At 65.5% G+C, this 21,748-nt stretch carries 18 protein-coding genes and 1 pseudogene; 8 read left to right on the top strand and 11 right to left on the bottom strand.

All coding sequences use genetic code 11. The features are described 5' to 3' along the window. The 4 genes and pseudogenes from AUL34_RS13790 (at nt 1) to AUL34_RS22325 (ending at nt 3,996) form a co-directional block, all read left to right on the top strand. Nucleotides 1-1,992 (top strand): acetyl/propionyl/methylcrotonyl-CoA carboxylase subunit alpha, encoded by a 1,992-nt coding sequence (locus tag AUL34_RS13790; protein ID WP_061934760.1) that lies wholly within the window; start codon nt 1-3, stop codon nt 1,990-1,992. 419 nt (nt 1,993-2,411) lie between these two features. Next, nucleotides 2,412-3,209, top strand: coding sequence for a crotonase/enoyl-CoA hydratase family protein (locus AUL34_RS13785; RefSeq protein WP_061934758.1), 798 nt, complete (start codon nt 2,412-2,414; stop codon nt 3,207-3,209). A 120-nt stretch (nt 3,210-3,329) separates the two neighbouring features. Then, nucleotides 3,330-3,731: pseudogene (locus AUL34_RS23100) on the top strand (protein phosphatase 2C domain-containing protein); the annotation flags it as partial. Beyond that, the gene (locus AUL34_RS22325) at nt 3,709-3,996 is read left to right on the top strand and encodes a hypothetical protein (RefSeq protein ID WP_156420928.1); all 288 of its coding nucleotides are present in this window, start codon (nt 3,709-3,711) and stop codon (nt 3,994-3,996) included. The pseudogene AUL34_RS23100 and the gene AUL34_RS22325, both read left to right, overlap by 23 nt. Before the next feature lie 395 nt (nt 3,997-4,391). On the opposite strand, the gene AUL34_RS21925 is transcribed toward AUL34_RS22325, so the two are convergent. The 11 genes from AUL34_RS21925 to AUL34_RS13725 form a co-directional block, all read right to left on the bottom strand. Beyond that, nucleotides 4,392-6,218 (bottom strand): TniQ family protein, encoded by a 1,827-nt coding sequence (locus AUL34_RS21925; protein WP_192845754.1) that lies wholly within the window; start codon nt 6,216-6,218, stop codon nt 4,392-4,394. After that, nucleotides 6,218-7,246 (bottom strand): ATP-binding protein, encoded by a 1,029-nt coding sequence (locus tag AUL34_RS13770; RefSeq protein ID WP_210168812.1) that lies wholly within the window; start codon nt 7,244-7,246, stop codon nt 6,218-6,220. The genes AUL34_RS21925 and AUL34_RS13770 overlap by 1 nt, the downstream gene beginning before the upstream one ends. A gap of 86 nt (nt 7,247-7,332) precedes the next feature. Continuing rightward, nucleotides 7,333-9,513 (bottom strand): Mu transposase C-terminal domain-containing protein, encoded by a 2,181-nt coding sequence (locus tag AUL34_RS13765; RefSeq protein WP_061934750.1) that lies wholly within the window; start codon nt 9,511-9,513, stop codon nt 7,333-7,335. A 17-nt stretch (nt 9,514-9,530) separates the two neighbouring features. Beyond that, nucleotides 9,531-10,382 (bottom strand): hypothetical protein, encoded by an 852-nt coding sequence (locus tag AUL34_RS13760; protein WP_061934749.1) that lies wholly within the window; start codon nt 10,380-10,382, stop codon nt 9,531-9,533. Nucleotides 10,383-10,929: 547 nt separating this feature from the next. Next, nucleotides 10,930-11,787, bottom strand: a complete 858-nt coding sequence (locus AUL34_RS13755; RefSeq protein WP_156420926.1) for a hypothetical protein — start codon at nt 11,785-11,787, stop codon at nt 10,930-10,932. Between the two features lie 134 nt (nt 11,788-11,921). Next, nucleotides 11,922-13,835: an AAA family ATPase gene (locus tag AUL34_RS13750; RefSeq protein WP_061934744.1), complete on the bottom strand. Its 1,914-nt coding sequence runs from the start codon at nt 13,833-13,835 to the stop codon at nt 11,922-11,924. Continuing rightward, on the bottom strand, nt 13,828-14,034 hold the full coding sequence (locus AUL34_RS13745) for a hypothetical protein (protein ID WP_061934743.1): 207 nt from the start codon (nt 14,032-14,034) through the stop codon (nt 13,828-13,830). Before AUL34_RS13745 ends, AUL34_RS13750 begins: the two co-directional genes overlap by 8 nt. Nucleotides 14,035-14,195: 161 nt before the next feature. Beyond that, on the bottom strand, nt 14,196-14,492 hold the full coding sequence (locus AUL34_RS13740; protein ID WP_061934741.1) for a hypothetical protein: 297 nt from the start codon (nt 14,490-14,492) through the stop codon (nt 14,196-14,198). A 452-nt stretch (nt 14,493-14,944) separates the two neighbouring features. After that, nucleotides 14,945-16,057 (bottom strand): metallophosphoesterase, encoded by a 1,113-nt coding sequence (locus tag AUL34_RS13735; protein WP_061934739.1) that lies wholly within the window; start codon nt 16,055-16,057, stop codon nt 14,945-14,947. A 128-nt stretch (nt 16,058-16,185) separates the two neighbouring features. Then, on the bottom strand, nt 16,186-17,688 hold the full coding sequence (locus tag AUL34_RS13730) for an ATP-binding protein (protein ID WP_244492570.1): 1,503 nt from the start codon (nt 17,686-17,688) through the stop codon (nt 16,186-16,188). After that, on the bottom strand, nt 17,685-18,404 hold the full coding sequence (locus tag AUL34_RS13725) for a response regulator (RefSeq protein ID WP_061934737.1): 720 nt from the start codon (nt 18,402-18,404) through the stop codon (nt 17,685-17,687). The genes AUL34_RS13730 and AUL34_RS13725 overlap by 4 nt, the downstream gene beginning before the upstream one ends. Before the next feature lie 298 nt (nt 18,405-18,702). Here AUL34_RS13725 and AUL34_RS13720 point away from each other — a divergent pair, with 298 nt between their 5' ends. From AUL34_RS13720 to AUL34_RS13705, 4 genes are all read left to right on the top strand, one after another. Then, nucleotides 18,703-19,068, top strand: coding sequence for a hypothetical protein (locus AUL34_RS13720; RefSeq protein ID WP_061934735.1), 366 nt, complete (start codon nt 18,703-18,705; stop codon nt 19,066-19,068). Nucleotides 19,069-19,349: 281 nt separating this feature from the next. Continuing rightward, complete coding sequence (locus AUL34_RS13715; protein WP_061934733.1) at nt 19,350-20,564, top strand: MFS transporter; 1,215 nt, start codon at nt 19,350-19,352, stop codon at nt 20,562-20,564. Nucleotides 20,565-20,804: 240 nt separating this feature from the next. Next, on the top strand, nt 20,805-21,443 hold the full coding sequence (paoA, locus tag AUL34_RS13710; RefSeq protein ID WP_082653371.1) for an aldehyde dehydrogenase iron-sulfur subunit PaoA: 639 nt from the start codon (nt 20,805-20,807) through the stop codon (nt 21,441-21,443). Continuing rightward, a partial coding sequence (locus AUL34_RS13705) for an FAD binding domain-containing protein (RefSeq protein WP_244492569.1) occupies nt 21,383-21,748 on the top strand: 366 nt, incomplete at its 3' end. The genes paoA and AUL34_RS13705, both read left to right, overlap by 61 nt.

Below are 21,748 nucleotides of genomic sequence, written 5' to 3'. Positions count from 1 at the left end.
ATGTTCGAGAAGCTCCTCATCGCCAACCGGGGCGAGATCGCCGTCCGCGTGATGGCGACTGCCCGCCGGCTGGGCATCCGCACCGTCGCCGTCTATTCGGAGGCCGACCGCGATGCGCTGCACGTGCGCACCGCCGACGAGGCCGTCCTGATCGGGCCGGCCGCTGTCGCCGAAAGCTACCTCCGGGGAGACGCTATCCTCGAGGCCGCGCGGCGCACGGGCGCGCAGGCCATCCATCCCGGCTACGGGTTCCTGTCCGAGAACCCGGACTTCGTCGAGGCCGTCGAGGCCGCCGGTCTCGTGTTCGTCGGTCCGCCGGCCTCCGCCATCCGCGCGATGGGCCTCAAGGACGCCGCCAAGCGGCTGATGGAGGAAGCGGGCGTCCCCGTCGTGCCGGGTTATCACGGGTCGGAGCAGGATCCGGCGCTGCTGGCAGCCGAGGCCGACCGGGTGGGTTACCCGGTTCTGATCAAGGCGAGGGCCGGTGGCGGGGGCAAGGGAATGCGCCTCGTCGAGCGGCCGGGGGACTTCGCGCACGCGCTCGAGGGCGCCCGGCGCGAAGGGCAGGCGAGCTTCGGCGATCCGGCTGTCCTTATCGAGCGCTACGTCACCGCCCCACGCCACGTGGAGATGCAGGTCTTCGCCGACGCGCACGGCAACGTCGTCCACCTCTTCGAGCGCGATTGCTCGCTCCAGCGCCGCCATCAGAAGGTAATCGAGGAGGCGCCCGCGCCAGGCATGACGCCGGAGGTGCGCCAGGCGATGGGCCGCGCGGCGGTCGAGGCGGCGCGCGCGATCGGCTATCGCGGAGCCGGGACGGTCGAATTCATCGCGGACGGCTCGGCCGGGCTCCGGCCGGACGGGTTCTGGTTCATGGAGATGAACACCCGCCTCCAAGTGGAGCACCCCGTCTCCGAGGCGATCACCGGCCTCGACTTCGTGGAGCTGCAACTGCGCGTCGCGGCAGGGGAGCCACTGCCGTTCCGACAGGAGGACCTGGCGATCCGTGGCCATGCCTTCGAGGCACGGCTCTATGCCGAGGACGTCGCCAAGGGGTTCCTGCCCGCGACGGGACGCCTGGAGCACCTGTCCTTCCCCGAGGCGACATCTTTCGCGCCCGGGCAGGTGCGCATCGACAGCGGCGTCGTCGAGGGGGACACGATCACCCCGTGGTACGACCCGATGATCGCCAAGGTGATCGTCCATGGCGAGGATCGGCCGAGCGCGCTCCGGGCCTTGGCCGACACGCTCGACTGCGTTCGGGTGGGAGGCACGGTCACCAACATCGGCTTCCTTGCCCGGCTGGCGCGCCAGCCGGACTTTGCGGCGGGGCGCGTCGATACCGGCCTGATCGCCCGCGACGTCGAGCGCCTTTCAGCGGAGCCCGACGCACCCGAGGACGCACCCCTGGTCGCCGCGCTCGCGCTCACCGGGCTTCTGGACCCGGCGGAAGGGGACGAACCGTGGAGCTGCCTCCGCGGCTTCAGGTCCTGGGGCGTCGCGGAGGTGAGGGCTCCCCTCGTGCACGAGGGGCAGAACACCACGGTGTCCTTCGAATTGACGGCTGACGGGACCGTGGTGTCGGACGGCGCCGCCGTGTCCGTACGCCGCGACGGGGTTGTGGTCACCGTCGGACGCGACGGACGCAACACCTCACTCGTCGCCGTCGCCCGACACGGAAAGGCGATGTTGTTCGGGGGCGGGGCGTCGTCCACCTATCACCTCCTGGACGCGCTCGACGCGGTCGGCGACCCGTCCAGCGGCGGCGATGCCATCGCGGCCCCGATGCCCGGCGTCGTGACGGGCCTTCTGGTCGCGGCCGGCGATACCGTCGCGGCGGGTGATCCGATGGTCGTCCTCGAGGCGATGAAGATGGAGCATACCCTGCGTGCGCCGCGCGACGGGGTCGTGGCCGAGGTCCTCGTCGACGTCGGGTTGCGAGTCGGGGACGGCGATGTGTTGGCAACGCTGGAGCCGACGGTCGATGGCTGACGCGGTGACGGTCTTCGAGATGCGGCCGCGGGACGGCCTCCAGAACGAGAGGCGGTCGATCTCGGGGTGCTACGAGGTCAGTCTCGGTGATACGCTCGGTCGGGGAGCCCAACGGCCGTCCATGAGCTGCTCCGGTGCCTGGCGGGGAGCATCCACGCCGCAAGGCTCGCGGGACATTTCCACGACACGGCGGGCAGCGCGCTCTCGAACATCGAGGTCGCGCTGGAGTAGGGCGTGCGCACCTTCGACAGTTCGGTGGAAGGGCTAGGGGAGTGCCCCTACGCGTCCGGCGCGAAAGGCAACGTTGCGACGGAGGCCGACTGCGAACGCATCCCTCAACTCGGTCTGGAAACGGCCATAGACACGGAGCGTCGGTCTGAGGCGGTTGCCTTCGTCGGAACGCTCGGGAGCACTCGCTGATGCAGTACGAAACCATCCTGGTCCGGCGTGACGCGCGCGATGTCGTCACGGTGACCCTCAACCGTTCGGAGAAGCGCAACGCGCTCTCCGCCGCGATGATCTCCGAGTTGATGGATTTCGCGGCGCGCATCGACACCGACGGGACGGTGCGCGCCGTCGTCCTCGAAGGTGCCGGCGAGACCTTCTGTGCCGGGGGCGACCTGTCGTGGATGAAGCGTCAGGTGGAGGCCGACCGGGCGACGCGGATGTCCGAGGCCCGCAAGCTGGCAGCCATGCTCGGGGCCCTCAACAGCCTCCGGGCCCCGCTGGTCGGCGCGATCCGCGGGGCGGCGCTCGGTGGCGGCGCCGGGCTTGCCGCAGTGTGCGACGTGGCCATCGCCGAGACGGGGACGCACTTCGGTTTCACCGAAACGAGGCTCGGGCTGATCCCGGCGACGATCGGGCCGTACGTCCTCGCCAGGCTCGGTGAGGGTCGTGCGCGACGCGTGTTCATGTCGGCTAGGGTCTTCGACGCGGTAGAGGCGGAGCGGCTGGGACTCATTGCCAGATGCGTCGAGCCCGGTTGTCTGGGCTCCGCAGTGGAAGAGGAGGTCGCTCCGTATCTCGCCGCTGCCCCAGGTGCGGTCGCCCGGGCGAAGCGGCTCGCCCTCCAACTCGCGTCGCCTGTCGACGAGGCGTCGGTGGAGGCATCCATCGCGGCGCTGGCAGACGCCTGGGAGAGCGACGAGGCTCGTGCCGGCATTGCAGCGTTCCTGGAGAAGCGGTCGCCGCAGTGGGCAACCGCTGCGCGGGCCTGACAGGGCCGGTCCAACGTCGGCTGCGGGACGGGAGGCGGAACAAGCGGTCACTCGACCACCGACGCCGTGCGGGAATGCCGGGAACCGTGAGGGGCCGGCGCCCACTCCGTCGGAGCGTTCCACCTGAAGTCGGGCGAGGGCTGCGAGGACCTCACCGCCTGCACGGATCTCGACGTCGCGGACAGGGGTATCCTGGCGGCCGTCGTTTCGGGCGGTGCGGACAGCGCCTCCCACGCGACGGCAGGCTCCCGGCCGATCTGCGGCGGTTTCCTCCGGGCTGTCGGGCAGTACCTGCGCGAGGGAAAATCGCTACGCGACGCGGACGACGAGGTCGTGCTCGATTGACTCGACGGCACGCGGGAGCGGAGCAACGCCCACTGCGCCCGGATCGGAGCGCGGCCGCGGGACTGCGCCGCAACGCTGGGCGCGGTTCTGGCTGGCGTGAGGGAGGCCATCGTCGTCCATGTCGGCGATGGATCCGCGACGGTGTGGGAGGCTCATGCGCCTCGATCAGTTCGTTGAACGTCTGCTTGAAGTAGTTGGCCAACTCCGGCTGCGGTTGGTCGACGTCGAAGCGATGGCACCCGTGCGCGAGGTAGGTCGGATCAGCCTTCGTGCCGTCCATGAAGCAAAAATGCAGTTTGCCTTACTGGAGTTGAGACCGAGGACTGCCATTCGCCTGCATTCCATCGAGTGGATTTCGCTGCGCCCTGGCGGGGCCGGCGCTGAATCAGAAGGGCCCGGGCGGATCGAAGCCCGCCCGGGCCCTTCTGGCCGTGATGCATGAGAGGTGGTCAGCTCCGCCGGACTCCGGTCCGGAGGCCACTTTCGGGGCCACCGGAAACTGCGGCACACCTACCGTGCCACGGCGGATGTTTCAGAGTTCGCTGAGGCAAACCATCGTGCCGCTTTCACTCAGTCCGCCGCCTCCTGCGCAGGTATATGATATTGCCCCTGAGTTGGACTTATTGGCCGTGTCTATGACGGGCAGTTTGGTTTGCCTCAGTTTATCACGTAAGGCATTGTTATTTTAGGCGCCGAGGTTGTTTTCGGCATCCTGGTCGGATGTCGTGGCAGCATAGGTGTGCCTCAGTTCGACGAGGCTGCGGTCGACAAGCAACAGAAAACCCCGCTCGAAGGCGGGGTTCATGTTCAGACAAAACCTGTTTGGATTGGCCGGCCCTAACTCCGGGGGAGCGCTTCCTCGATTCCCGACCGCCTGAAGAATGTTGCCGGAACCCCGACAAACGCCGGATCCGGCATCACGCCACGCGCGGCCAAATCAGCCTTTAGCTTACGGAAGTGGGTCCCTCTTTCGGATGCCGCCGAATGGAGGCTGACGAAAGTGTTGTCGAAAGCCTTCAGGTCGGTTTCTCGGACGATCCGTTGACGCTGGCCAGTCACCGGATTGCGGACCTCCGCAAATGGAAGGTGGCCTCCATCGATCAAACCCGTCACGACCGCGAACGACCACCGCATCCGCTTCTCGACCATCTGCAGAGAGAGGCCGACAGGATTTTCCCGTTCGAGGAAGGAAATCACTTCGGCAACATCGACCAGAACCGCCAGGTAGCCGTGCTCCTTATCGTCGAGCCCCACCTTCTTAAGACGCCCTTCGAGAAGCAGGGCAACGATGAACATGCTCGCGCACTTGGCACGTCGCGCTGCCTGCGGGATGGTAACGCCTCGGACGCCCGGACGGCAGGACGATCTCAGCTTCGAGAGAAACGCATCAAGGTCGTCCTTGAGGAAGCCGTGGGAGCTGTGCGCAAGCGTTCCCCCAAGCACGATGGGTCGGATGATGCCTGCTTCGAAGAGCAGCCGCGTCTGCACCTCACCGGAATTCAGATACGATTGTGCTCTGGTCAGGGACATCGCGTCCGACAACTCGGCTGCGCGCTTTGCCACGCGGTCGACAGGTATGAGAATGCGCTCGTAGTGCCTACCCGCGTCTTCCGGCGACAGGATCCCTTCCGCGATCAGAATCTTGCGCAGACGCTTCGGGTGCAGGCCGTATTCACGCGACGCCGAGTGCATCGAGTGCATCCGACGTTCGGTCACTTCCCGGTTCAGAACGACCTCGCCCGGCCCGACCGGCAACGTGTCGACGGTGTGGCGAAAGACGATGTCCCGGATCGGGTCGTAGACGTGGTCTTCATCTCGGGCCAGCCAGTCGTGGAAGCGGCCGTAGAACTTGGCGATCCCCCAGTCTCCGCTGGTGATCTGGAATGCGCACTGAAGGCGATCAAGGGCGGACCGGATGCCCGGTTCCCCCTTCGACATCGCCTTGAAGCCCCTCTCTCCAGCCATCCAGAGATCGTGCTCCGTGAGATCCTCGGCACTTTTCTCCGGACCGTATTCGATAACGGCGCCGAGGGTCTCGCATGTCCGCGTCACAGCATAGAGGGGCAATCCATCGAGAAATCCGTTCCTTCCCGAACCTGCGGTCAGACGCGCGTGAACGTAATCTTCCAGCCTTGAAGGCCTGCGTCGCTCCGAAGCCTCGTGGAGGGCAGGGAGGTCGGCAATCGCAGGACCGACGAGAGCGGCGACGTCATGATGGAACCCCGTTTCCGTCGTATGGGCGACCTGCCTGAGTTCCTGATGATGTATGCGGCAGGTACGGAGCGAGCGAACCTGCCAGAGCGCACGGCCCCATGGGCGTACCTCACGATCGATGTCGTCGTTCTCGAGATCGCAAAGCAGGCAGGCGGTGCAGGCGAATACCCTGTTCCGGCGAAGCTTCCGGCGCCCGAGTTGCTCCCCCCGAAGGTATGCGGCACCATCGACCGTCATGGGGGCCCATTCGCGCAGCATATCCGGGCAGCAACCGCACAGGTCCGCCAGACGGTCCAGCGGTTCCGGCTGACCTGCCACGACGCCGGCCAGATCCAGACCGACGTCGAGGGCGAAATCAAGCATGCGCTCGCGACCGTTCGCCTGCGCGAGGCGTGAGCACAGGCTGGCGGGGGTTTCACCGACGTTGAGCGGTACGACGATCTTCAACATCAGTTCTCGTCCTTCTTCCTGCGGCGTCTGCGGCGGGCACGTAGCTCCTTCTCCCTGTCGGCGAGCGTCTGAAGAAGACGGGTGTAGGCCTCCTCTTCCTCGCGAAGGAGGGCGTTGAGCGGCTCGATCGCCTCCCAGTCGCGGGCCGATATGATGTTCTGCTCCGGCGCGCATCCGGAGAAGAGCGCATACGCCTGAATGAAGTGCGCCTTGGTGACCGTGACGGCCTCGGGGTTCTCCACGAGCGCGCGTTCGATGGACGCCCGGACGATCTGGGTCAAAGTTCCGAACTGTCGATTGGCCGCGTGATGGAGCCGCGCCAGGAAGTTGCCACCCCATTCGAAGTTGATCTTCAGCTTGGCGTGTTTAGTGACGATCGTACTGACGATCCAGGACATCAGTTCCTCGTCCTGGGGGTAGCGCAGTTCATGCAGGATGATCTTCCTGCTCCGACGTTGGATCTGTCGGTAGATGGAAAGGAAATCCGCCAGTTCCGGCATCCCCGTCAGGATCAGACTCACCGGCCAGTCACGATCCTCCAGAAGCATCTTCAAGGCGTCGGACAGTTCCTTCATCGAATCCGGATCACCGACGTTCAGCATGTGCTGGGCCTCGTCGATATGCAGGAAGCGCACCTGACGGGCGCGCAGTTGCCTGCGCAGTAGCTTCCAGGCAGCCGGTGGCTTCAGATCCCGTTCGAGCGGGTATCCCAGTTTCTCGAGCCCCTCGTACGCGATCTGAAGAAGATCGGAGGGACGGGGCGCCAGGATGGTAAGGATCGGGGCCGTTTCGGTCATTCCAGTTACACGTGGCAGAAACTCGGGACAGGCGGCTATCGCCTTCGCGATGCTGCATGACTTGCCAGCCCCCGTGCCACCGATCAGTGCAAGGCAGCCTCCTGCCGTATCTCCCTTGGTGCGGACCGTGGCATTGGCCACGAGAAGGGTCAGCTCGGTCTTGATGTCCCGGTCGCGCTTCGTCGACAGATGTCGAGCCCGGATATTGGCCATACGGGTGGCGACCCGCATGGACCTTTCGTCCATGCGGGCCGCGATGTCGGCGTCTACGATCTGGATGTCGCCAGGGAAGACGTCCTCGTCGGTGTTCTCCGTCATCAGTCCGAACCCCAGTCCGTCGCATCGCCGAACGTGTCGTCCTGCTCGTCGCCCTCACCGTGCTCTGGCGTGTCGGAAGTGGCGAGGTCCGTCGTGGCGACCTGCCTCGCCAGATCGGCGGGGAGCTGCAGATCGTCTCCGTACGCGCCGTCGTCGACGAACTCGAACCCCTTGAAGAGGGCCCGTTCGAACTGTTCGAACACCGTCGCGGTGAGGACGGGATTGGCGATCTCGGCCCGCTCGACGGCTGCCGCCGCCGCTTCGCTCAACGTGCGCACCGCGGACAGAACGTGGTGACGGGACAACGCCGCCACGGAGGCGTTGCGGTGCTGGAGGTCGCGGACGGCTTCCGTCCACTGCCAGATGCTGACGTTCTCAAGGCCGACGAAGCGCGCATCGCAGACGATCCAGCCACCGGTGTCGTGCCTGACCGAGATGCTGGACAGGTCGAAACGATCGATCCTGATCTCGACGGGCCTCTGGCCCATCCGGCGACGCAGGCGCTGGAGTTCGGACGACTGGTAGCGGATGCCGAGGAAGCGGATCCCCTCGGCCCCGATGCGGCGTTGGCAGGAGACACCCATCACGTGGCGCAGGACGTCGCGGTTGGGCGGCAGCGGGAGACCGTACACTCCGCTGAGTCGGCGCATGCAGTCATACGGCGTCTCGCCTTGCAGACCCTCATGCGGATGGTTGTGGTAGAGATCGAGCACCCCGACGACGAAGAGGCGGTTCAGCTCGTCAACGTTTACGATCGCATTGGCCTGGGCGTCATAGGCGCCCTTCTCGACCACGTTGGAGAACGTCTGCCCGCTGAAATAGGACGCGATCTTCGTCTTGAGGGTGCCGAAGATGCGCTCGACCCTTCCGCGCATTTCCTTCAGGCCCGCCGGCGGGTGGACCGGATTGATGTTGAGGCGGACCAGAGCAAGTATGACGTCGTCGGCCACATAGTTCACGCCGTTGTCCATCACGATGGAGCGTGGCTTGGCATGAAGGTAGGTGCGTCTGGCGCCGACATGGACTGCGATCCGGGACTTGTCGGTCATCGCCAGTTCGATCGTCGACAGGGCGCTCTCGACGCACGGTGCGGCGGGCAGGAAGCGCATCGCCACGATCATGCGCGTGCGAGCGTCGATCGCGACCGAAAGCCAGACACGGGCACGTTCGACGGCTTCGCGCTGCCAGTCCTCGAGCAAGCCCCAGACGCCGGCATCGATGAGGATGCGCATCAAGGAAACGTTCCACTCGTCCATCTCCAGGCGCTCGAACGGCTTCTCGACGTCGAGACCCTGATTGACGATGCCATGAAGGCGTAGGGCGGCGTCAGGACCTTCGCGGCCCAGCGTCACGAAGAACGGGTCGAGAGCGTTGATCATCGCCTCGAACGCCTTGCGCTTCAGACGGCGGAGAGGGGGCTTGCCCGTCTCGGCGCGCTTGGCATCGGCATCGTTCAGGGCGATCTCGAGCAGATCGAACTGCTGCCGCATCGAGGGTCGAGTCGAACTGGCGTACCCTGCGGCGAACCGTGAATGCAGTTCGTATCCCTCCGCGCAGAGAACCGTGCGCTTCGGACCGGGACCATTGTAGAGGTCGATCAGTGCATCCTCGTGGTAACCGCCCTTCTGGTACCGGGCGACCCACCTACGAATCTGGCACACGCTAGGATCGGTCGGCGCGCTTTCCTGCTTCGATCCACCGCGCTTCTTCTTGAGGCCGTTCTCGGCCCGACGGCGCTCGTCGGCCGTTTTACGTTCGGTCCTGAACTCCTCCGAGATACGCTTGATGGCGATCTCGAGCTTCGCGTCGGATCTCTTGACGCTCCTGTCGCTCGCCTCGAGACGCAGATAGCGGTCGCACCACGCCTTTTTGTAAATGACCTTCACGGCCTGTGCCTGCGTCAGATCCGAGAAGGTCTTCTTGCCGGTCATGAGGCGCAGGTTCGCCTTCACGGACGAGAAGAAGCCTTCGTCGATGACGATTTCGCTCGCCTGGATCAGGTGGTGAAGGTGGACGTGCGTGAAGGTCTCGTTGACCTTCATGTCGTCCACGCGGGCGACCTTGTGACCACCGGGCAGACGCTCTTCGTAGATGTACTCGACACCGCCCGTCACCCAGCGGCTCCGTGGGGCGACTTCGTAGATGGGAACGTCTTCCTCGATTTTCGTCAGGGCGTTCATGCTGGGCTCCTTCTGGATCAGTTGGGCTTGAGGGCGGGGTTTGCCGGGCGCAGGAGCGTCGCGGCCGTCAGGCGCTCGCGGCGCACGAAGTCCAGGACGCCGTCGTCGACGAGGCAGAGAAGGGCGGTTCGTCCGCGCGGACCGATGCCGATCGCCTGCACGAGGTCGTCGAGCATCACGCCGCCGCGGATGCGGTCGACGATCGACCTCGCCCGTCGGACGTCCGCCTCGTTGCGGTTCTCACGGGCATCGAGGATTTCGTTCGCGTTGAACGTTCTAGCTGCCGTGACGAAGGTCTCCGTCACGAGGATGATCGCGTCGGCGAAGGCGGCCAGGCTCTGCTCCTCGACGCACCGAAGCGCCGTCCGAAGCTTCTGGTCGATCTTCGCCATCGGTCGGACCGCATACGCGAGGCGCGACCCGCTCGGCTCTTCGATCAGGAAGTCGAACGTGTGCCAGCCCTTCGCGCCATCCGGCCCGATGAAACGTCTGGCCGGCGGCTGGTCATGAATCACGGCGTCACGACTCTCGGCCCGCATGATGCGCAGAAAGTCGAATTCCAGGGTGCTCTCCGTCACCATCTCGCGGTTCGAGGCGACATCGTTCATGCGGATGCGGAACGAACGCTTGGTACGCCGCTCCGGGATACGCGAGGCAGTGGTCTTGTCGCAGGGGAACCAGACGACCGCCGTGCGGTCGTGCTCTCCGGGCAGGAAGCGGTCGAGCGGCGTTCCGTCGGAGCCGACGAACCGTCCGGGCATGTTCATGTCCGGCGCCAGGTAGATCGGCGTTTCCGGCATGGGCCGGTCGTACGAGCTGATACCGAGGCGGCGCTCGTGCAGGTGCTGGATGATGGTCTTCTCGCTCACGTGCGGATCTCACGATCCGGCCGGAGGCGTCGGGGGCTCGTCATGGCGCGTTGCTCCTGCGAGCGTCGCGGATCCCCGGCCGCCGACGCTTGACCGCAAACACGCGATCGGCGACAACGGGCTCAGGCGAGCGACGGCTCGTCTGTCAGTGAAGTGAGTCGGATCGGGGTTGCTTCGTGGCTTGGCCCGTCCGGTTTGAAATCAGCGCCACTCCGCGGCTAACGGAGTGGCGTTTTTCATTTTGGTAATCAGTGCATCGTATCCTCCGGTTCAGACGCCATCCGATGCGTCGACGACTCGGAAAAGGGCACGGATTTTTCTTTCCGCAAGCCGGTGGACTCCCCCCGGTACCGCAGCTACCATAACTTTTCAGAGCACCTAAGTACCTGAAAGATATCCCAAAACTCGATTTGTTGCGCTGACCGATTCGCTTTGCGGCGGATTGGCGACGGTGGAATTGCGGTCTACCGCAACGTCGAAACTGCCATCGCACGGCGATAATATTCGTACACAGAATCAGTAGACTGATTGAGCGGGTGTGTCAGTACTATGTCTCCCGGATCGACACGCGCACGTCGTCGTCCAGCATCTGCTCGACCCACTGGACCTCGCGTTGCGCGTCCGGTCGTGCGGCTGTCAGATGCCAGCCCTTCGGAATCGACCCGGTCCCGTCGCTGAACCTCCAGCCCCTGGCCTTGAGCGCATCCCGGATCCTGAACGTCGCACCCGTCATCTCGACCCGGACGCGCTGTGACGAAACGGCCGCAAGCACATGCGAAAACGGCCCGCGCATATGCCCGTCCCAGAAATCCTCGGTCAGGACGGCGTGCAGCGCAATGCAGGCGTCGTCCGGATCCGAAGTGTCGGTGAATCGGCCGTGATGCGCCAGGATCGAATCCAGCCCCGTGCCGTCGATCCCGTAGGTGGACCATGGAACGGTGTGACCCACGGCGACACGCGGAACCGACTGCAGGCCAGGATGCTCCGCGCGCAGGGAGGCCAGCCCGTCGGAAGCATCGTGGGAGAGCGTCAGTCGGACGCTCTCCAGGACGGACGCCAAGGTCAGGTCGTGGCCGTCGACCACGGTCGACCCAATCGACGGGTCCGTCCTGAGGCGTCCGAATGGTGCGTGCACGCCCAGATGATCGTAGGTGGCGAGGAGAACTGAGCCGACGCCGGTTCCGGCCCGTCCTCGCGGGACGACGGGAGACGAACTGATCAGGACGACCGGGCTGTAGTCGTCGACCCGCGGGTGGATGAAGACAGGCGGCGGCAGCCTCCGCAGGACGCGGTAGAGCCCAGTCTCGCCGAGGCGAATGGCGCTCGCCTCGTCCTCGTCGCGGCGGGGGCCCTTGCCCATACCGTGGGTGAACCGAGGAACGGGCGTTGAGGGGTCGATGGACATCGTGGACCTCACGGGAAGCATCATATTCGGGGAATGGTGAGGAGCGGAGCGGTGGCTGTGTCGCGGACCGAGGCCGCACGGCAGGCGGAGGCGCCTCCGCGCCGAGCAACGGATCCGTCGAATCACGGAGTTGCCTAGTCGAGCCCGTTCTCTTGAGCGAACTGGCTCAGATCGATGCCGGTCAGCGTGCGTCGATGGACGAGCAGTCGCGCCAGTGTTTCGACCGCGGTCCGATGCCGGGAGACTATGTCGACGGCTTCGTCGAACAGATCTCCGAGGCGTGCGGCGAGGACCGCGGGATCGACGGCGGCCCCGTGTACCAGAGTGTCGCCGAACCCGAACAGCGACAGGCCGGCTCGTACGGTACCCGTGGCTAGAGCCAGATCCGACGTCCCGGATCCGCCGGACCCGGTGGATGGTGAACCCAGAAGAACCGTTTCGGCCGCCCGTCCGCCGAGCGCGATCCTCGCGTCGGTATCCAGATCCCCGGCCAACGTCTCGCTTCGGTGCGTCTCGTCGATCACGACGCTTCCTCTCGACCGGACACCGACGAGAAGAGTGGCTCGAGACGGCACGACACCGCTTGCCAGTGCCACGACGGCATGGCCCGCCTCATGCACGGCGATCCTCCAGACCTCGTCTGCGGATCTCGTCTCCGCCGGGAGCGCGATGGCTTCCACATCGGCGAGGCACACGGCTCGTCCCGCCCTACGTGCGATCCTCCTGGCATCCCTGGCGATGCGCGCCGCATCGGCTCCCGACAGCGACCCGGCGATCTGCGACGCGATGCCTGTCAGTGAGTCCGGCGAAACGGTGCTGCCGAGATGCGACGCCAGGATACCTGCGAATGTCCGCCCGTCGGGAAGGTCGATGAAAAGGCGGCGATCAAGGCGTCCAGCCCGGATCAGGGCCGGGTCGAGATTGCTGTCGTCGTTGCAGGCTCCGATCACCACGACGCCGGCCTGCCGTTCCGCCCCGTCGAGGCGTTCCAGAAGAGCGTTGACGACCGAGCGCCACCATCCGCTCGAGCGTCGGGAGGCGGATCTGGAGGGAACCGAATCGATCTCGTCGATGAACACAAGCGATGGCGCAGCCGTCGCCGCCTGACGGAACACCTCCACCATCTCCTTCAGCAGATCGCCGAGATGGCCGTCACCCGACCTCTGCCAGGAGGCATACGACGTCGGGAAGAAGGCAAGGCCACCGGTCCTCGCAATGGACGCGGCAAGCGACGTCTTGCCCGTTCCGGGTGGTCCCACCAGAAGTGCCCGCGAAGAGACGTCGCCCCAGGCGATCTCGCCGGAGCGGTAGGCGGCCATGTCCGACAGAAGGTCAGTCGCCCACGTCATCGCCTCGCCATAGCCGAGCATGTCCTGCAGAAGGGGAACGGGCGGGGTGCGGTCGATCGCCTTGCGTGACAAAGTCGCCGCGAGCGACTGGATGATCCTCAGCGCATCGTCGACCGTTCCCGCCTTCGTGCACGCCAGATCGAGAACGTCGCAATCGATCGAGGACGGCAACCCGACGAGGTCCGGTACCGTGTCCTCGCCGTACTCGCGCTCCAGCGTATCCCGAATGGCGGCGACCCCGACGGGCGGAACGTCGACACAAGCATCGAGAAGCGCATCGTGGGCCGATACAGGCGGATCCGCGCGGATCAACACGATCAATCGCCGGGCCAGAAGCCCCGTCCTGACGAGCTGTCGCTCGGTCGCGACGTCGTTGTCCTCGACGATGATGTCGATCACCGGCGGTTGCCTCGGTGCAAGGTCGGCTGCGATGAACTCGATCGTCGCCCTTGCCGCCGTCATCAGGTCGATACCGTGGAACGCCGACCGGAGGCCGATCACGAGCGGCAGGGTCCCGCCGCAGATCTTCTCGACGGCCTCCTTCGGGAATGCCGCGAGAAGCTCGCGGTGCATCGCATAGAGACCTGGGCTGAGGTATCGGACCGCCTCGCAGCGGGCGTCCTCGATGGCATCGAAGACGTCGGAGTCGGGCAACTGATCGGGCATCGTCAGGCCCTGCGAGAAGTTCGTTTCACCCATGGGCCGTCTCCCCGTGCGTGACAGTGTTCTCGGCCGAACCACAGGACTGGACGCGAAGCCAGGTCAAGACGAAGGGGGCGACGCAGTCGCCGTCCTCGGCGAGCGCCTCGAGGTCGCGGGCCAGAGACGAGAGGATCGACGGGGCGGCTCCGCGCCTGGCGGCTCGGATGGCTGCCCCCACGATAAGCGAGGGGGGCATCGAGACGATTTCACACGACGCACGATCGGGCGTGCGAAGGCGGTCGCCGGAACACGGGGCGTCCGGTGTCGGATGATACATGATGATGTTCCTTCGGCCTGCTTCAGGCCTGCGACTGACGAGAGGAGGGCGAATCCGTCGATGACGCGATGCGCATGACGTCAGAGGCGACGCAGGATGATCTCCGGGTCGACCGTAGGATGGCGAAGGAACTCGACGGCGATCGCGCCGCGGTTGATGAGGGTGACGATCTGCCCGTAGGCCTGCCGCCCGGTTCGCGAGACGATGGCCACCGCATCGTCGAGCAAGATCACGTCGTCCCGTTCGGGAAGCATCTCGAGAAGATCGATCTGTCCTCGCGTGAGGTTCGTCCTGAACGAATGCTTAACCATGCTCGGAGCATGTCCGATTTGATGGTTGTGCGAGTTGTCGAACTGCGTGTATTCCAGCGTATCCATGTATTCGCTCCCTAAAGCGATTCCGTGGTCAGGTCGCCGCGACGCCGCAAACGTCGTGGTGACCGCCCGATGACGATCTGTTTCCAGTACGCCGGATCTATCGTTCGGCGTGATATCATAATTGTTGCGTTAGACTGATAAATCAACGGTCGTTCATGAGCTGACGCTGTGTAATGGCGCCGTTGGTGAACGGTCGGCTAACTGTCGACTGGTGATTTGATCATCCGATCCGATGGTCCAGGCGCAGATCAGCACTTCATCTCGGGGCTTCGGTCCGAAAGTCGCGGCACGACGCGCACCTCCGGTGTATCGAAGTGGCGCGATCCGTCGCGGAATGCCGGCGTCGCCCGGTCGGCCCGCAACGGACGAGGCAGTCGACCCGCGGGCCGATGCACGACCACGGGCCTGGGCGAACCACCGTGCGAACTACGACAGGCCGTCCGCTACCGCTCTCAGGAACGGCGCAGCGTGATACGGGTGATCTCGGGTGGCTTTCCAAGGCGGAGGGCGAAGCCAGGCCAGAGCCCGGTGCCGTTGCTCAGGTACAGGGTCATGTCGTCCACGGCGTAGATCCCCGATACGAACCCATTGTTGGCTCGGGCGAAGAGGCGATCGAGCCCAACGATCATGCCACCATGCGTGTGTCCGGATAGCTGCAGATCGGCACGTGTCGCCCGCTCGGGAGCGTTGCGCGGCTGGTGCTCGAGGAGGATCACGGAGGCTCCCGCCGGAGCGCCTGCCAGCGCCGCGTCGATGTCCGGCCCGTCCTGACCGTTCGCCGGCGCCCGGAGGTCCGCGAGACCAGCCAGGACGATCGCCACACCGTCCTTGCGCAGCACCGTGTGGCGGTTCGTCAGGACTTGGAGGCCCAGCTCCTCGAAACGACTCATCCATTCGTCGTAGCCGAAGTAGTATTCGTGATTGCCGGGGATCATCCACACGCCGTCCTGGGCACGTAGGTCGGCGAGCGGCGCCACGTCCTCACGGCGCGCCTCGACCGAACCGTCGATCAGGTCTCCCGTGACGACGATCACGTCCGCGTCCTGCGCGTTGGCGCGCTCCACGACGGCGCGTGCCCAGTCTGCCTGGAAGAGGCGGCTGAGATGGAGGTCGGTGAGCTGGACGAGCCTGTACCCGTCGAACGCCGGCGGCAGGTTCGGGATCGCGACCTCGATGTCCTTCGACTCCGGAAGGCGTGTCGCCTGATGGACGGCGATGGCGGCGAGTAGCATCGCGGTCACGGCTGCCCCGTACCGAAACCTCGTCGACACGATCGGCGCGGGCCGACGGAAAGGCAGGGTGGCGATTCCCACAACGTCGAACACGATCTGGAGGATTGCGAGGAACAGGATCGCGCCGAACGCCCAGTTGAAGGCGACGACGATGGCCTGCGGAAATTCCGGCGCGAAGACCGATCCCGAAGACAGCCGGTTCCAGAGGTGGAACTGCGACCCGAAGAGCAGCAGCACGCCTGCGGCGACCTTGGAACGGCGGGACCAAGGAAGCGGCAACAGGAAGCGTGCCAGCACGTAGAGGCACGGGACCGAGAAGTTGAGATGGAACATTCAGGCCTTCGACGGGGTGCCGACACGCGGCGGCGTTGAGGATCGGAGGCTGGCTTCGCCGTCCTTTCCGCGTTCCGGTGATCTCGACAGGGCTGTGGTGGCCTGCCGTCGAGGAGGGTAATTCGGCGTCAGGCGGGGAGCCTGACCACCGCGCTCAGTCCGGGCGACCGACCGCGTAGAACGATGTCGCCACCATGCTGCCGTGCGATGGCTCGAGCGATCGACAGGCCGAGGCCGGCCCCGCCTGTCTCGCGGGACCGGGATCCCTCGAGCCGGTAGAATGGGGCGAAGACCTCGTCCAGCTTGTCTGCCGGAATGCCGGGACCGTCGTCCTCCACGACGATCTCGATGGTCGAACGCGTGGTGACGACGCGCACGTTCGCATTGCCAGCGTATCGAGCGGCGTTCTCGACGAGGTTGCGCACGACACGTCGCAGACCATCCGGCCTGCAACGGTAGGGAAGACGCTCGCTGGTCTCGAACGTCACGTCGTGGCCAAGCTCGGCGAGATCCTCGCAGGTGCTCTCGACGAGCGCGCAGAGATCCACCGTGCGCGTCGCCTCCGCAGTCGTCTCCTGGCGGATGAGAGCCAACGTGGCATCGGTCATCGACTGCATCTCGTCGATCGTCGACAACATGCGGCCCTGGAGGTTCAGGTCCCCGACGAGTTCCGCCCGCAGGCGGAGGGTGGTGAGTGGCGTGCGTAGGTCGTGACTGATCGCGGCGAGCATCCGCGTGCGATCGTCAACGAAGCGGTGGAGCCGTTCCTGCATCCGGTTGAAGGCTTCCGACGTCCGGCGGATGTCGTCCGGTCCGCACTCGCACAGGGGCTCCACGGCCTCGCCGCGGCCTAACGCTTCCGCCGCGATCGTAAGTTGTCTCAGGGGACGGGCGATGCGCCGGGCCGTGACGGCGCCAACGAGCGCGACCAGCCCTGCCGTGAAGGCAAGCGTCAACGGAAGCGGTGTCGCCCAGATCGAAGGGACGATGTGCTTGTAGAAGGCGACGTTGAGCGTCTGACCGTCGGTCAGAGGAATGATGACGCCGGCCCCGTCTCCGTCGGCGTAGTCGAGGTATCGTGCCAGAAGCGGTCTATCGGATGCGCCTTGGGCAACGGGACCATCCCAACGAGTTCCCCGACGGAACAGGTCGTTCGTCGCATCCGCCTCAAAGACCAGTCCGGCCGCCGGGCTGCCGACCGGGGCGTCCTCGGCCCTGTCGCCAAGTAGGTCGCGGAGCGGGACCTGGAACTGGACGAACGCGGCATCGACCCAGCCGCCGAGATCCGGCGTGCCGCCCGGCGAGACCCAGAAGCGCGTGTACTGCGTGCTGTTGACGCGAGCGAGTTCGTCCCTGAGGTCGGGGGTCGCGACCTCCATCAGCCGCGCCACCGCCGCCGAGCGGCTGTGCAGTTCCGTGCGTGCCGCACTCTGGATGGCGCCTTTGTACTCGTCCCAGCAGATGTAGAGGCCGAAGGTGAGGCTGCCGAAGAGAGCGATCAGCATCGACGCCAGGAGCTGGATCGCCAAGCTCCTTCGCCACCAGCAGGCCAGGCTCCACCGCATGGTATCGGGAGCCGTCCGGCCCAGGGCGCGCTTCCATCCCGTGGCGTGGTTCGATGCGATGGTCATGGCGCGGTCACCTCCGGCACGAAGCTGTAGCCGCCGCCCCAGTGGGTCAGGATGATGGTCGGGTTCTTCGGGTCGCTCTCGACCTTCTTGCGCAGGCGGCTGACCTGGTTGTCGATGGCGCGGTCGAAGGGCTCGGCCTCGCGCCCGACGGTGAGGTCGAGGAGCTGGTCGCGGGTCAGGACGGCACCGGGATGCTCGACGAAGACCTTCAGGAGCCGGAACTCGGCGGTGCTCAAGGGGACGCCGACGCCGTCCTCGTCCTGCAACTCGCGGCGGCTGACGTCGAGCGTCCAACGATCGAAGCGCAGGGTGGATGGACGCCGGACGGCGCGCGGGGCGCCCGTCGGCCTCACGCGACGAAGGACGGCCTTGATGCGAGCAAGGAGTTCCCGCGACGAGAAGGGCTTGGTCAGGTAGTCGTCGGCACCGAGTTCGAGACCGATGACCCGGTCGGTCTCCTCGGCCCGTGCCGTCAGGAAGATGATGGGTGTCTCTCCCATGGTGCGGATCTCGCGGCACATCGTCAGACCGTCGTCACCAGGCATCATGATGTCGAGTACGATCAGATCGGGCACGGATCGCTCCAGGAGGCGCCGAAGCGCCATGCCGCCTTCCGCCACGCTCACCCGATATCCCTGCTGTTCCAGATAGGATCCGACGAGATCGCGGATATCCTGGTGGTCGTCGACGATGATGATGTGGGGTGCGCTGTCCATCCGACGGCCTCGAGGCGGCAATTAGCGTACACACATAGAGCAATCCGCGCCTGGATGCCTGCGGAAAACTGTATCAACTTGTCGCAAGTCGGGCAGTTGCTTTCGATCGACTGCCCGATCCGATACACTTTTTGGACAAATCAAGACGACTGCGGCACAGCCCTGCGACAGCCCGCGGCTAGTCTGACCCTCGTCAAACACAGGGAAGCGATCGACGGTGTCGGTCGTATCCGGGACGCCACTGCCTCCGGACTTCCCCGATCCAACGGCCGTACGAGGCCCTACCGAGGACAAGACCATGACCAAGACCCGCATCATTGCCTCCGCCCTTCTCGCAGCCGCTTCGCTCGGCACGATGTCCACCGCCCAGGCCGTCGTCCCCGGCTCCGACACCTACGAGCGGGCTCGCGACGGCGCTGCCGTCATGTCCGTGATCGAGGGCACCGCATCAAGGGGCGGCCGCGGCACGGTCGTCGATCGGTCGACCTACGGCTTTCCGAACGCCACCGCATCGAGCGGTGCCCTCGTTCCCGGTTCCCGTTCTGTCGACGACGCTGCCGAGCGCGACGCCATCATGAGCGTGATCCACGGCACGCCTGGCGCAAATCCTTCCGCGGGTTCCGCCGGCATCGGGGCGATCGTACCGGGCTCGGACAGCTTCTGACCACGGCAGCCCAGCGGGGGTGCGTCCAGGAGCGACGCACCTCCATTCCCCTACGCGGATGGATTCGGCATCCGACCAATAGGGCAGGGCGGCGGCCTCCCTACGCCTTCTCGCAGCGATTGATGAGAAGTGTTCATGACGACATGCCGATCCCAGGGAATAAACGATGGACGGGCGAGGGCCTACCTGAAGTCCAGCCGAGCCGACCGACCAGGGAAAGCTCGTCTCCCTCGCGTCGCGACCTTCGAAGTCTGCGACCAACGATACCGAAAGGTCCAGTCATGTCCATCGCCATCCCCGGCGACGTTTCCGCGTCCCGCGGTACGGCCGCGTGGGGCGCGGTCCTTTCGATGACGCTTGGCGTCATCGTTCTCATCGCCTCCGAATTCATGCCCGTGAGCCTGCTGACGCCGATCGCCGACACGCTGCAGATCAGCGAAGGTCAGGCTGGTCAGGCCATCTCGATCTCGGGAGTGTTCGCCGTCCTCACCAGCCTAGCCAGTTCCTCGTTCGTCGCCCGCCACGACCGGCGCCTGGTAACCCTCTTCTTCACATCGCTGCTGATCGTCTCGGGGGCTATCGTCGCGCTCGCCCCGAACTATGTCGTCATGATGGGCGGTCGTGCGCTGCTCGGCGTCGCGATTGGCGGCTTCTGGTCCATGTCCACCGCGACCATCATGCGCCTCGTGCCGAAGGACGCCGTCCCCAAGGCCCTCGCGCTCATGAACGGCGGGAACGCCCTGGCGGCGACCGTGGCCGCCCCTCTGGGTAGCTTCGTCGGGAGCCTTATCGGGTGGCGTGGCACGTTCAGCGTCGTGGTGCCGCTCGCTGCTGCCGCCATGGCATGGCAGTTCCTGGCGATGCCGCGGATGCCACCAAGGAACGGCGAGATGCCGACGGGCAACGTGTTCCGTCTCTTCCGCCATTCGCAGGTCGTCTACGGGATGGCCGCGATCTTCCTGTTCTTCACGGGGCAGTTCGCGCTCTTCACATACCTGCGTCCCTTCCTCGAGACCGTGACGAGCGTAGACGTCTCGACCATGTCGCTCATCCTCCTTGCCATCGGTGTGGCAGGGCTTGCCGGGACCTCGGTCGTCGGGGCGATCCTCAGGTCCCGGCTGTTCACGCTCCTGATCACCATTCCGGTCCTGATGGCCGTGATCGCCGTCGCGCTCGTCTTCTTAGGCGGCTCGACCGTCTCGACCGCGACCCTGCTCGGTCTCTGGGGCCTCGTCAGTGTTCCGGTTCCCGTGGTCTGGGGAACGTGGCTCACACGGACCGTACCGGACGACGCCGATGCCGGTGGCGGACTGATGGTCGCCATCATCCAGCTCGCCATCACGCTCGGTGCGACCGTAGGGGGCCTTCTGTTCGACGCGAGTGGCTATCGGAGCACCTTCCTCCTCAGTGCGCTTCTCCTCTGCGGATCGTCCGGTCTGGCGGTCCTTACCTGGAGGACCGCGGGCTCGCGAGGGGCGCAGAAGGCAACCTCCTGACACCCCGGAATCATCCGTCCGGCGGGACTGGACGGCTGGTCAGGCCGTTCCGTCGCGTCCCATTCATGGGCTGTGTTCATGAGATCATGCGGATCAGGAGGGGTAATTCCGACGCCTCCTTGGACCAATTATAAACTGTAATCGCCTCTGGCAGATCGATCGGTGAAATTGCCGATCGTAGCGCAACGCTCCTACGTCGGACGGTATGCGTGGCAGCCAAGGGCTCCGGCGACGGAGAGAATGATGAAGACGACCAACCTCGAACTCAACCGGCGCGAGCTGATGGTCAGCGCGTCCGCCTGCGTCGCCGCCACCACATTGCCGGGGACCGCGATGGCACAGGACACAAGGGACGCCGCGTCCGCCGTCCGTTCCCAGGTTACGTTCACCGTCAACGGGACGCGCCAGGAGATGGATCTCGATCTGCGCACGACCCTTCTCGACGCTTTGCGCGAGCACTTGAAGTTCACGGGAACGAAGAAGGGCTGCGACCACGGCCAGTGCGGTGCCTGCACCGTCATGGTCAATGGACGACGCATCAACGCCTGCCTGACGCTGGCGGTCCTCCACGAGGGCGACGAGGTCACGACGATCGAGGGCTTGGGCACGCCCGACGCGCTCCATCCCATGCAGGACGCCTTCGTGAAGCACGACGGCTACCAGTGCGGCTACTGCACGCCCGGCCAGATCGTGTCTGCGGTTGCTGTCCTGGAGGAGGTCAAGGCCGGAATTCCCAGCCATGTCACCGACGACCTCGCCGCCGCCCCCGAACCTACCAACGTGGAACTGCGCGAGCGTATGAGCGGCAACATCTGCCGGTGCGGGGCCTATTCCAACATCGCCGAAGCCATGACCGAGGTCGCCGGGAGGCCCGCATGAAGTCCTTCACCTTCGAACGTGCCGCGAGCCCCCAGGAAGCCGCGGCGTCGGCCGCCGCCAAGCCCGGCGCAAAGTTCATCGCCGGTGGCACGAACCTCCTCGATCTCATGAAGCTCGAGATCGAGACACCGCAGCATCTCATCGACGTCAACGGCCTGGGGCTCGACCGGATCGAGGCGACGGAGGAGGGCGGTCTACGGATCGGGGCGCTCGTACGCAACACCGACATGGCGGCGGACGAGCGTGTGCGTCGGGATTACGGTGTCCTGACGCGGGCCGTCATGGCGGGCGCCTCGGGGCAGTTG

It is taken from the genome of Aureimonas sp. AU22, assembly GCF_001463745.1.
GTDB lineage: Bacteria > Pseudomonadota > Alphaproteobacteria > Rhizobiales > Rhizobiaceae > Aureimonas.
The sequence above is the reverse complement of the archived record's forward strand: the minus strand, read 5'-3'. Positions and strand labels throughout refer to the sequence as shown.